The sequence below is a fragment of the Candidatus Pelagadaptatus aseana genome, assembly GCF_040362265.1.
Classification (GTDB): Bacteria; Pseudomonadota; Gammaproteobacteria; order Pseudomonadales; family Cellvibrionaceae; genus Pelagadaptatus; species Pelagadaptatus aseana.
Genome location: NZ_BAABNJ010000010.1, coordinates 19,093 through 31,150, shown reverse-complemented (window position 1 = coordinate 31,150; position 12,058 = coordinate 19,093). Strand labels below are relative to the sequence as shown.

The 12,058-nt window shown below is 49.7% G+C and carries 12 protein-coding genes; 7 read left to right on the top strand and 5 right to left on the bottom strand.

Going from position 1 to position 12,058, the window contains the following annotated elements; translation table 11 throughout:
- Positions 1-27 precede the first annotated feature (27 nt).
- A complete protein-coding gene (locus tag ACPXV9_RS14330; RefSeq protein WP_423898417.1) occupies positions 28-612 on the top strand; it encodes a hypothetical protein in 585 nt (194 codons plus the stop codon).
- Positions 613-633: 21 nt separating this feature from the next.
- On the opposite strand, the gene ACPXV9_RS14325 is transcribed toward ACPXV9_RS14330, so the two are convergent.
- The 4 genes from ACPXV9_RS14325 to ACPXV9_RS14310 all read right to left on the bottom strand — a co-directional run bounded on the left by ACPXV9_RS14325 (position 634) and on the right by ACPXV9_RS14310 (position 4,286).
- On the bottom strand, positions 634-1,581 hold the full coding sequence (locus tag ACPXV9_RS14325) for a chemotaxis protein CheV (RefSeq protein ID WP_423898415.1): 948 nt from the start codon (positions 1,579-1,581) through the stop codon (positions 634-636).
- Positions 1,582-1,675: 94 nt separating this feature from the next.
- Positions 1,676-1,912, bottom strand: coding sequence for a glutaredoxin family protein (locus ACPXV9_RS14320; protein ID WP_423898412.1), 237 nt, complete (start codon positions 1,910-1,912; stop codon positions 1,676-1,678).
- Positions 1,913-1,961: 49 nt separating this feature from the next.
- Positions 1,962-3,233, bottom strand: a complete 1,272-nt coding sequence (locus ACPXV9_RS14315; RefSeq protein ID WP_423898409.1) for a DUF5610 domain-containing protein — start codon at positions 3,231-3,233, stop codon at positions 1,962-1,964.
- A 93-nt stretch (positions 3,234-3,326) separates the two neighbouring features.
- Positions 3,327-4,286 (bottom strand): FHA domain-containing protein, encoded by a 960-nt coding sequence (locus ACPXV9_RS14310; protein ID WP_423898407.1) that lies wholly within the window; start codon positions 4,284-4,286, stop codon positions 3,327-3,329.
- A gap of 266 nt (positions 4,287-4,552) precedes the next feature.
- Between ACPXV9_RS14310 and ACPXV9_RS14305 the strand changes: the two genes are divergently transcribed.
- The 3 genes from ACPXV9_RS14305 to ACPXV9_RS14295 are packed head-to-tail and all read left to right on the top strand — an operon-like array spanning position 4,553 to position 8,269.
- The gene (locus tag ACPXV9_RS14305) at positions 4,553-5,374 is read left to right on the top strand and encodes a PP2C family protein-serine/threonine phosphatase (protein ID WP_423898404.1); all 822 of its coding nucleotides are present in this window, start codon (positions 4,553-4,555) and stop codon (positions 5,372-5,374) included.
- A gap of 12 nt (positions 5,375-5,386) precedes the next feature.
- Positions 5,387-7,744, top strand: a complete 2,358-nt coding sequence (locus ACPXV9_RS14300) for an SUMF1/EgtB/PvdO family nonheme iron enzyme (RefSeq protein WP_423898402.1) — start codon at positions 5,387-5,389, stop codon at positions 7,742-7,744.
- Positions 7,745-7,762: 18 nt separating this feature from the next.
- Positions 7,763-8,269, top strand: a complete 507-nt coding sequence (locus ACPXV9_RS14295; RefSeq protein WP_423898400.1) for a DUF3806 domain-containing protein — start codon at positions 7,763-7,765, stop codon at positions 8,267-8,269.
- A gap of 55 nt (positions 8,270-8,324) precedes the next feature.
- On the opposite strand, the gene ACPXV9_RS14290 is transcribed toward ACPXV9_RS14295, so the two are convergent.
- Positions 8,325-8,720 carry a hypothetical protein gene (locus tag ACPXV9_RS14290; RefSeq protein WP_423898397.1) on the bottom strand — a complete coding sequence of 132 codons (396 nt, stop codon included), beginning with the start codon at positions 8,718-8,720 and terminating at the stop codon, positions 8,325-8,327.
- A gap of 396 nt (positions 8,721-9,116) precedes the next feature.
- Here ACPXV9_RS14290 and ACPXV9_RS14285 point away from each other — a divergent pair, with 396 nt between their 5' ends.
- The 3 genes from ACPXV9_RS14285 to ACPXV9_RS14275 all read left to right on the top strand — a co-directional run bounded on the left by ACPXV9_RS14285 (position 9,117) and on the right by ACPXV9_RS14275 (position 12,048).
- Positions 9,117-9,707 carry a TetR/AcrR family transcriptional regulator gene (locus ACPXV9_RS14285; protein WP_423898394.1) on the top strand — a complete coding sequence of 197 codons (591 nt, stop codon included), beginning with the start codon at positions 9,117-9,119 and terminating at the stop codon, positions 9,705-9,707.
- Positions 9,708-9,751: 44 nt separating this feature from the next.
- On the top strand, positions 9,752-10,969 hold the full coding sequence (locus ACPXV9_RS14280) for an NADH:flavin oxidoreductase/NADH oxidase family protein (RefSeq protein WP_423898391.1): 1,218 nt from the start codon (positions 9,752-9,754) through the stop codon (positions 10,967-10,969).
- Positions 10,970-11,082: 113 nt separating this feature from the next.
- Positions 11,083-12,048 (top strand): AAA family ATPase, encoded by a 966-nt coding sequence (locus tag ACPXV9_RS14275; protein ID WP_423898388.1) that lies wholly within the window; start codon positions 11,083-11,085, stop codon positions 12,046-12,048.
- Positions 12,049-12,058 lie beyond the last annotated feature (10 nt).

Sequence of the window (12,058 nt, the reverse complement as noted above, 5' to 3'; positions counted from 1 at the left end):
GTGCCAATCAAGTCAATAGGAGCTTTTGTGCCAACGGATAACTTGCCTGCCAATAACAGTACCGACAGAGAAGACTGGAGCCATGTGCAGGAAACCATCACCATGCTGTATCTGGCCGTCTGCCAGATCAAAAGCTCTCTCACGGAAAGTAACCGCTCCATGGACCAGCTGACCAGTTCGTTTACTGAGTTGGCATCTCACTCCAGCGAAGTCAGTAATCGGGCTCAAAATCTGGACAACCCCGCGCAATGGCAGGATTTCAAGAATGAAATTTCCAATACCGCGGCGGAAATGCAAACCAAAATCAGCGAAGCCATTACCGCCTTCCAGTTCTATGACCGCATCAGCCAGCGGCTGGACCATGTCGCCCTGAGCCTTGAGCAAACCACTGATTTAATGTCGCACCCGGAAAAAATTCAGGAACCGGAAGCCTGGAGAGGCATTCAGGAAGAGGTAAAGAGCAGCTATTCCATGGAAGCCGAGCGCATTATGTTCGAGCACATAATGCGCGGCGCCTCAGTGAAAGAAGCTCTAGAAATATACAATCATCACTTTGAAGAGAGCGATTCTCTTGTTCTTGATGATACAGACGATGAAATCGAATTATTCTAAATGATTTAAACCAAGCGAAAACTAGGATTTTTCCGCCTCGACCACCTCGCGCAGATAACTCTGTACTTTTGACGCAAGCTCATCGGGCTGAAACTTGGACAGGAATCCATCACACCCAACCTTTTTAACCATAGCCTCGTTAAAATTACCCGACAGAGACGTATGCAGCAAAATATGGAGGTCCTTAAGATTGGGGTCCTGGCGTATTTCATGAGTCAGGCGATAGCCATCCATCTCTGGCATTTCAGCATCGGTAATAACCATAAACAGTTCTTTGTAGACATCAACACCATCGGCAACCAAGCCTTTGAGGTAATTCAATCCCTTTAAACCATCCTGCTGATACACCAGTTCAATGCCAATATTAGCCAATGCCGACTTAACCTGAGACATGGCCGTATTGGAATCATCCACCAACAAAACTTTTAACTGCCGCCGCTGCGCCTCTTCTACCAGCTCGCGATCCAGAATATCCTCTGAAATCGATGTCTCGTAGGGCACAATATCAGCAAGTACCCGCTCAACATCAAGAATCTCAACGATCTGTTCATCCAGCTGGGTGATCGCTGTCAGGAAATGACTGCGCCCAGTTCCTTTCGGCGGCGGTAAAATAAGATCCCAATTGAGATTAACAATCCGATCGACTGGACCCACCAGAAAAGCCTGCACACTGCGGTTGTACTCAGTAACAATCAAATTACTGTTTTCACGGTCTCTCAACGGCGGCCCACCAATTGCGGCACTTAAATCGATAACTGAAATGGTTTGGCCACGAAGATGCGTCACCCCACAAATAACCGGGTGACTGTGAGGCAAAGCGGTAAGATTAGGTACCTGAACCACTTCCTGAATTTTAAAGACGTTCAGAGCGAACATCTGCCGTCCCGCCAGCTTGAACATTAACAACTCCAACCGGTTTTCACCGACAAGCTGTGTTCGCTGATCAACGGAATCAAGAAGTTTGGACATTGGTTCTCCCACCTTTTAAGGTCAACTTCGGACTTTTCTTAATTGTAGCTAAAATACAAAGACTTACTGGCATATCATCGGCCTGAACCACAAATCATTTAGACAAATACCATTCTAATTTTTCAGCATCAAAAGGCCAGCCCAGATCTTCGGCAAGATCTTCACGAGAGACCACAGGAATACGCACACCATAGCGCTCAACCAAGCCCTCATCATCGGCTATATCTACTTCTTTCAAACGATAAGGGTATTGCTGCAAAACCGGCCAGATAACATCCTTGGCCCGATCACACAGATGACAGCCCAGTGTGGTGTAGAGAATCAGGTCCATAGGACGCTCCATCAAAAGACAGGCATCCTAAACAGGCCCCGGGTTAATTTCAACGTGCCTCATTAATGCCGGGCAATGTTTCCATCAATTGCTGCAAAAAGTCAGGGAAACGCCCCTGTTGCGCCTTAGCCGAATCAATCTGTTCGGCAATTGACGTTATCAACTGCTGCGGGTACTGAAACGCACGGGCTGTTTCTGTCGCCTCCAACAATCCCCTGACCATCCCCCCAAGCGGAGCAAGGCGCTCGGACAAGCCCCCTCGGGAATCCGCCACATTCTGATAGGCCACGGCACTGCGCTGAACGGTGGTTTGGCTCAGATTTAATGCAAACCCGCTGATTTCACTGCTGTCATATCCCAGAGATAAGGCCTGATTAAAGGCATCTTCCAAATCCCCGGTAAAAAAGGTGTCTGCCAGATCGTTTACCTGAGAAAGCAAATCCGTCAATGCTGCCATTTCACCTTTATCGAGATTTCCGTCAATCTCAAAGGAAAAATTGTATTCCTGATACTGGCTGGCACCATAGAAAGCACCCTGCCCTTGAGCCCCAGAATATTTAAAGCCTTCTTGCAGCATGGCCTGCAAACCACTGGTAGTAATGGTGACCTTATCACCATCAAGTGTTGTCACCGTAAACTCAAGAGAGTTGCTCTGGGCAACCGATTGTTGCGCATAATAACTCTCTGCAATCGACCTCGGAGCCTCACCCAAGGGGCGCGAAACCTGAGAATTATCCTGTAAACCAGAACTCGATTTGCTCGCCGGTATTGCAGCTTCACCACCCAAATATTGGGCCTTCAGATCTTCAACTCCGGCCAATACCTTTTCGTAGGTCTCCTGAATATCGGATTCGACGCTCTGACTCAGCAGCCCGGCGCCCTCGATTTCGTCGCGAGCCTGCTCAAAACCTTTCAGAAAACCGGATAAGCCCGCCTCAATCCGGCTCTCGAGTGCTTCCTCAGAAGCCCCGTCAGCAACATCTCTGGCCAACTGATTACCAATAAAATCCAGAATATTCCCCGCCGCCACATCGGCACCCGATGATTGGGCCACAGGAGCCAAGCCATTAGCGGAATAGGTATAGAAAGTTTCGCGTGATTCATACGCGCTAACATAAACGGTCGATGGCGGTTTTTGCTCGCGCCGGTCAAGTACCGGAACTTCAGCCGCTGCTGTTGCAGCCTTGTCAGACGCCCGATCAACCGATCGCGCATGACTGGAAACTTCACTGTCCTGCAAGTCTTTGGTCTGTCGCGACTGGGGCGCCAAATCGATTATCGGATTTTGGGACGGCGCGGCTGCGCCAACTACTGTAGACATGATACCTCTCCCCTTGGGGCCATACAGAGGTATCGACAGAAACAGAAAAATCTATAAGATCAAAAAGTTATAAGAAGCTTGTCATCAGCTGACTTATGCAGACTGTTTTAAAAACCAGAAACCCGCAACAACGATGGTTACCAAGACCAGCCCCAGTAACGCCTTCTTACCCGCAGACTCCTGCGCCTCCACAGCATCGGCCTCAACCTGATTGCGAATTGACACCTGTTGCTGCTCAAGCCGTTTCTTGATTGCCTCACGACTGTTGGGAATTTTACTGACGGCGGACTTATGGGCAACGGTGGTAGAACCCGGTGCCCTGGGGGCACTAGTAGGTGCACTCACTGATGTCTGAGCCGGCTTGGACCCAGCTGACGCGCCGGGTTTTACAGGATTGCTTACGACACTTCGCACAGTGGTTTTGTCCAGCTCATCAGATGGGCCAATAACACCAAAGCTCAAGGTATCAAAACAGAGCTCGTCGCCACGCTTAACCCGGGCCTCAGAGATTTTTTTACCATTCAGGTAGGTGCCATTTGAAGACCCGAGATCCTTGACGTAAAGCAAACCATCTTTAACCTGCAAGCTCGCATGGCGTCTGGATAGATGAGCTGCCCCCAAAGAGATATCGCACTCACTAGAGCGACCAACCACCATGGAACTGGTCAACGGGTAAACTCGATTGGACAATGCAGCACTGTTGGATTTTAAAGCCCACCCTGTTTTTTCATCCGGATCAGCCAGCTTGCGTCGGGGCTCCTGCTTGGGGTCGACCAGCGTCATGACCTCTTCGCCCACTGTGATTTCATCACCAAGAGAGAGGTCATACAGCTGATCTTTGTTGATGCGCTTCCCGTTCAGAAAGGTATCACCACCCTCTACCAGCAACTGCAATCGAATCGCTTCACCCTCAACCAGAATATCCGCGTGATGATCCGCCACCTTGCTACCAGCCAACTGCATATCACAGTCCGAACTCGCACCAAGGCTAACCTTGGGCTCAACCAGCCAAACAGCATCATTGTTTTTATTATTAAAGCGAAGCTTAAGCATTGAGTCGTCCCACGCTAGCAAAAGGAAAAAATAAGTGGTATCCAGCCTCAAAATAAGGCTAAGATTGGTATAAAATTTAACGCTGATAATGCAATGAATCTGCTTAGTTTATCAATAGCTTAGATGAAAATATTCGCTTTGTTTGCCAACATCGGAAATAACAGCAACGGCGGCGACAATAATGACTAAAAACGCGCCACAGTTCACAGAAGCGATGACAGATTCAATTTAATATTCCCAAGCCCTCAACACCACGGATTGGAGCGATGCCGCCCCTACAATCATATTCCATCACCGACAAAGGTCTGCAACGCCCCAACAACGAAGACTGTTATCTTAGTACGCCAGACCTGAATCTATGGCTGGTTGCCGATGGCATGGGAGGCCACGAAGCCGGCGAAGTCGCCAGCGCCATCACCCGTGACACCATTTCCGAACAGGTTGAGCAGGGCAATACCCTTGAACAAGCCATACTGATGGCTCACACCAACGTGATGCAGGCTATCGAGTCCGGTCAAGGTGGTGAAGGTATGGGATCAACAGTGGTCGCACTTCACAACTCTGGAACCGATTACGACATAGCCTGGGTGGGTGACAGCCGCGCCTATGTATGGAGCATTACCGCCGAAGGCGGACAACTTGATCAACTGACTACCGATCACTCTTATGTGCAGATGCTGCTGGAATCCGGTTCCATTGCCGCCGAAGAAATGGAAACCCACCCGGAAAAAAACGTCATCACGCAATGCATTGGCTCCTTTGACAATCCCAATATTCAGGTGGATACGCTGAATAATAAATGGAGACCCAATCAATGGATTCTGTTGTGCAGTGATGGTCTGACCGATGAATTGAGCAATCAGGAAATTGCGGAAGCCCTTTGTCATGCGTCTTCGATCGAAGATGCTGGAGATAAACTGATTGCGGCGGCGCTTGATCATGGAGGCAAGGACAACGTCACGGTACAACTGATTGCTTCCCCCCAACAGCACAACATCCCAAGAACCACTTTGATGCAATCCCCCTGGATAATCCTCGCGCTACTGGCCGCCTTCGGACTGATTGCCGCACTTGCTTGGTGGCTATAGGTAATCAGATCGATGCAGAAAATTCCCGGCTACCAGATCATCAGAAAAATCGACCAGGGCGGCATGTCCACGGTCTACCTCGCAGTGCAGTTAAGTGTGGGACGCGAAGTAGCCCTCAAGGTCATGTCCCCGGCCTTGAATTCAGATCCGGTCTTCAGTGAACGCTTTCAGCGCGAAGCCAACATTGTCGGTCAACTGACACACCCTAACATTGTCCGTATCTATGACATCGGCCGCCATGACAATCTGAATTATATTGCCATGGACTATTTACCCGGCGGCACCATCCACGACAAGATGGCCACCGGCATCAGTCTGAAAGAAGCCCTGCGCATCACCCGGGAAATTGCGGGTGCTCTGGATCACGCGCATCGAAAAGGCTATGTGCACCGCGACATCAAACCTGAAAACATCCTATTCAACGACGACAACACCGCCATCCTGTCTGACTTTGGCGTCGCCAAAACAGTCAGTAGCGGATCACAAATGACCAATGCCGGCACCGTTGTGGGCACACCCCATTATATGAGCCCGGAACAGGCCAGAGGCAAACCCATTGACGGCCGCTCCGATCTCTACAGTTTGGGCGTTGTTTTATATGAGATGCTCACAGGTGCGGTGCCCTACAAGGCTGATGAGGCCGTTGCAATTGCCATCAAGCATTTGACAGCCCCCATACCCAAGCTGCCGTCACAGTACGTCCTGTTTCAGCCCTTACTGAATAAAATGCTGGCCAAGGAACCAGAAGACCGCTTCCAATGCGGCAAGGAAATCATTGACTCGCTGGACAACACTCAAAATCAATTATCTGGCCACCCGACCAGCTATACGACCTCGACAGACTCCTCAACGGTGCAAATTTTTGTGCTGCTTAAGGCCCTGTTGCTAACAACCTACGCGGCCCTTAGCTCTAATTTGATGCGATTGCTGAAACTCCCGGGCAAAGGCTTCAAAAAAAGCCAGAGTGACAGTGGTCAACAGGAGAATTACACAACGGTGGTGGCCACTCGACTCAATGAAGCCGTAGTGGTAACACGCACTCCAGGGAGTAACAAAAAGCTACCCCTGCTGGCAATTTTGTTATTGCTGACCCTGTGGCTCGGCGGCAGCCATTGGCTGTACCAGCCTGATAATAAGGTATATTCACTGCTGCCACCGGCCTTACAAACCGCTACCCATGCCACCAGCACACACATCAACAAGTTGATCGAGCGCATCTGGCCCAAAAACCAACAACCATTGCCTCGGCAGCAGCCAATAATCACCACTAAAATCGCTCAGCCAACCCCCTCCGCCGCTGAGGGAGCTCCAGCCCCAGCCACAGTTGCTGCAGTCAAACTGCCTGTCACCATTCCTGAACAGCAACCAGAAGAAGCTGCGGCTGAAGAAATCAAACCCAAACAATCAAAGCCACCCAAACCAACAGACTTTGCCTTAACGGTAAACACCAAACCGAGTTCTGCCAGAGTTCGCATCATGAACATCAAGGATGTTTATCAACCGGGCATTAAGCTTAAACCTGGCAGCTACCAAATTCGTGTCAGCGCCAGCGGCTACCATACTCTGGATCGCACCATAGACATTACCGACCAGAATCGGGAGCTGACACTGGCACTCACAAAAGCACCCGTCGCCGGTGCCGTTTTTTATAACCAATTGAAAAGCGGTGGCAAAGGCCCCGCCATGGTTATCATCCCTCCTGGCAGTTTCAATATGGGTGACAGAACCAATGGCAACACCGCACCGGTGCGGAAAGTTCGCATTCGACAGGCCTTTGCAGCCAGCCAGTACGAAATCACCTACGCCGATTATCAGAAATTTACTAACTCGACTGGCCGCCAATTTCCCAAAAACCGATGGGGCAAAGGCAGTCGTCCGGTCACTAATGTCTCCTGGCATGATGCCATTGCCTACACAGACTGGCTGAGAAAAAGTACCGGTAAGAAATACCGGCTACTCACAGAAGCCGAATGGGAATATGCTGCCAGAGGCGGCAGTCAAAACGCCTACTGGTGGGGTAACAAGTCTGCCCAGGGACGAGCCAATTGCCGCAGAGGCTGTGACAGCCCCTACTCAAATCTTCTGAGCATCAAGACCGCACCCGTTGGCTCCTTCAGGGCAAACAACTTCAAGCTCTATGATACCGCTGGCAATGTCGCCGAGTGGGTACAGGATTGTTATCAAGACCACTATCTTGGAGCCCCCAAAGACGGCAGTGCCGTTGAGCAAAAAAACTGCTCAATTCGCAGCGTCCGTGGTGGCTCAATTCGATCCAATTCAAGTGCCATCAAGAATTACAGTCGAGGCCGGCAACCTGCTTCCACCAAAGAAAACCACCTAGGTTTCCGCGTGGCGGTTGATCTCTACTGAGCAATAGCGGATTACCCAATGATGCAAATATTTAAGCTCCTAGCAGCCGGCCTGGCCAGTGTACTGATTGCCGCCAGCAGCCAGGCCAACCCTGAAATTTACGACTTTGACTGGCGCGACAAGCGATATCACTCCAAGCAGACCGGGCAGATTGAAGAGCTTTCCCGTGAACACTTTGGCTCCGGCCTTACTCACACCAAACAGGATTTAAAGACTCTGCAACGCCTGATTCACAAAGGCGCCATCAACCGCAACAACACCGAGCAACTACAAGCACTCGGCGCTGTACTGGGGAATGTGATGACTGAAGATTTTGGGCTTGTATGGAAGATTTATGAGGACAATCTGGGCCGCAGCCGTGCACTTTGTACTGAGACGGAAGAACACTCCGAATGTCTGTTCCCTATCACTATGCTATCTCGCCGGATAGAAGTAGGGATCGTACCGGATGTTCAGGAGGTATATAAAAAAGCCTATGAGGCAATAAAACCTCATTTACAAAAGCTACCCTACGAAGTGAACTAATTTCAGGGAAACAGAAATATTCAGCGGCCTTTTACCATCAGCTCAACTTTACCCGTCAACTCGATTTCACCAGATAATGCCCAAGATCTCGCGACAGATTTTCTCGGGCAACCGCTATCTCACAGCGCAACTGACCAGCCAGTTCAAACTGACTGTCGTACACCTTCTGCTGTTTCAATCTCTCGATAGCAACGTATTCCCTGAGCGTCTTGCCCGGTTGCACAGAACCAAACAACACCGGTAACCAGCTGTCTACACAACGAATATAAACCGAGTTGGGCATTTCCAGAATATCCTGGAAGGCATTGTGCATGCCCACCAGAGACTTTTCACCGGGAGAACGCACCCCCTCTGGTGCCCGATAGGTACTCAATAACATACCTGGCGACTTCAATAGCAACAACAAATATTCTGCCAGCCCCCAGAGAATAATACCGGGCCACAGCAGCAAAAAAATTAGCCCCTGAAGCAGCAACCGCCAGCTCTGTGTTGACCATGAGATGCGCGACACAACACCTGGCCAGAAAATACGATGGATACTGATAAGGTCCAACAATATGACTTTACGTCTATAAACTTGCGCGATCTTGTAGCACTGGAACTCCTTCGGGGTGAGCATCAATGACTGATTATTGAAAGAATGTATCAAGCGCTAAAACCTCAACGACATAAACAAAGACCAAACAACGTCCGGCCATAAGCCGTATTGTGCTTGTAACCACAGGGTAAATAAAGACCTGTTCGGACTGGTAGCGACTTAACAATACTTTGATTGTATTTTAAGACGACCGGTCATATTATTAAATCAACGCTACATAATACTGCTGAGAGACCAAGAACTGACGCTATGGCACGCCCCAGAACCCCGAACAATAATCGTGAACGAATGCTGGCATCCGGTATTCAACTGCTGAAAATGCACGGATATCACGGTATGAGCATCAAACAACTGGTGGATGAAATAGGCGTTCCAAAGGGCTCTTTTTATAACTACTTCCCCAGCAAAGAAGAGTTTGTGGCCGCAGCCATTAACCAATACGGCGAAGACAACAGACAGCTTTTATTGCAAACAACCACTGAACAGGGCACGGCCAGACAACAGATCGAGTCTTTCTTCAGCGCCCTTGAGCTGACCCTGAATACCGGCGATGCCCCCAGCCCCTGTCTGATTTCGGCACTGACAACGGAAATTTCACAATCCAGCTCACTCTGTCGCACACAATTGCTGGAAGTAACAGAGCTCGCCAAGCAACACCTTGCCGGTCTCATAGAAGATGGCCAACGTGATAACAGTTTCAATTCAACATTATCCGCCGATAGTATCGCTGCTCTTCTCTACAACAGCTGGCACGGACAACTTCTGCAGTACCAGTTAACGGGCGACAAAGATTGCCTGCAAAATCAGACAAGCCAATTGCTGGATTTGTTTACCCAATAATCATAACCCGGCTTTATGCCGCTGCTACTTAGGAGCCACATCCAATGACAACTCTTTCCAACACTCTGTCCCTGCCCTGTGGCGCAGAAGTAAAAAACCGAACGTTTAAATCCGCCATGAGCGAACAGCTGGCCGACCGCAACAACAACCCCTCAACCAGTCTCTTCAATCTCTATGGCGCCTGGGCTGAGGGCGGCATAGGTATTTGTACCTCAGGTAACATCATGATCCAACGAGACGCTCTTGGAGAGCCGAAGAACGTCGTATTGGACGACAGCTCGGACCTTGAAGCCTTTCGTCAATGGACACAGGCCGGACGCGCCAATGGCACGCAATTCTGGGCACAACTGAACCACCCGGGAAAGCAAATCCCCAGTTTTCTGAGCAAACAACCCGTAGCCCCTTCTGCCATACCTCTGGGTGAAGGTCTGGATAAAGCCTTTAATTGCCCAAGAGAGCTGTCAAGCGAGGAAATATCAGCACTGATTCAGCGGTTTGCCGATGCGGCGCAACAGGCTAAGGACGTGGGATTTTCCGGCGTACAGATCCATGGCGCCCACGGCTATCTGGTCAGTCAGTTTCTATCCCCTCATCACAACCAACGTCAAGATGAGTGGGGAGGCAGTCTGGAAAACCGTATGCGCTTTGTCATTGAAATCTATCAGGCCATTCGCAGCAAAGTCGGCTTCGATTATCCAGTAGCCATCAAACTTAATTCTGCGGACTTCCAAAAAGGCGGCTTTGGCGAGGGCGAATCACTGGAGGTCATTAAAACACTGGAATCCCTTGGCATTGATCTGATCGAAATCTCCGGCGGCAACTATGAGAATCCCAATATGATGGGAAGTGGATCGACCCAGAAAAGAGAGGCCTATTTCATCGATTACGCGGAAAAAGCCAAAGCCATTTTGAAGAATACGCCTCTGGTTGTTACCGGTGGCTTTCGCAGCGCCAAAGCCATGAACGAGGCAATCCAATCAGGAGCCTGCGATATGGTTGGCATGGCAAGACCCATGGCCATTGACCCACAACTGCCAAACAAATTGATCAGCGACAGCCAGCATAAAATCACGTTAAAAGAACCCACCACGGGCATCAAAGTGCTCGACAAGTTTTCTATGGTCGGCCTGATCTGGTATGAGCATCAGATGGAGCGGATAGCCAAAGGCAAACCAGCCAAACCATCTCAAAGCAGCTGGTATTCAGTGTTGCGCAATTTCAAAGATCTGGGCGCTCATGCCTGGCGAAAAAGACGCGCCTGACAAATCAGAGAGAGCCACCGGGTCATCGATCCGGTGGCACCATTTGGTCAAGTAGATCGAGCCATCCGGCGCTTTAATATCATCAAATCCCCTCATACAATGGCTGTAATTGCATGACCAAGGAAGCGATTACGGTGATCATCCGCAACCAAGATAAGATCAACACCCCGGAAACCATCAAGCAACATTTCGAAGAGCTGGGTTATATCTGCAGTGACAGTATTGCCACCGCCGTCTATCTGGCCTGCCACTTACAGAAACCCATACTGGTTGAAGGACCTCCGGGCGTAGGCAAAACAGAACTGGCAAAGAAAACCTCAGAGCTACTCTCCGCCCCCCTTATTCGCATGCAATGCTACGAAGGGCTCGATGAAGCCAAAGCCTTGTACGAGTGGAAATACGGCAAGCAATTGCTTTACACCCAGCTCTTAAAGGATCAGCTCGGCGATGTCATGCGCGGCGCCAAAGGACCGGATGAATCAGTGGCACGCCTGCATCAGTTTGGCGATATTTTTTACTCTGAAGAATTTCTGGAGCCTCGCCCACTACTTGAAGCTCTGAGAACCGATGACGGAGCCATTTTGTTGATTGATGAAATCGACAAAGCAGACCAGGAATTTGAGGCTTTCTTACTCGAATTACTGTCTGATTATCAAATCTCTATTCCTGAGCTTGGGACCGTAAAAGCGAAATCCAATCCTCTGGTATTTTTGACCAGCAATAACACCCGGGAGCTAGGAGATGCATTGAAACGCCGCTGCTTGCATCTCTACATCCCCTTTCCTTCACAAAACATTGAGCAAAAGATCATTTCCGCTCAGGTTCCTGAACTTAACACCGAGTTAAGCCAACAGCTGGTCAAGTTCATATCAGAGCTTAGAGAAATGGCATTGAAGAAAGTACCTGCCGTCAGCGAAACCATTGATTGGGCCAGAGCACTGCTACTCTTGAATGTTGAGCAATTGGATCAGGAGTGGGTTAAAAATACCCTGAACCTTCTGCTTAAATTTCAAGACGACATTGAGGCCGTCGAGCCCGAAATCAACAATCTGTTGAAAGCAGCCAATAAAACTCACTGATTGAGTGCGC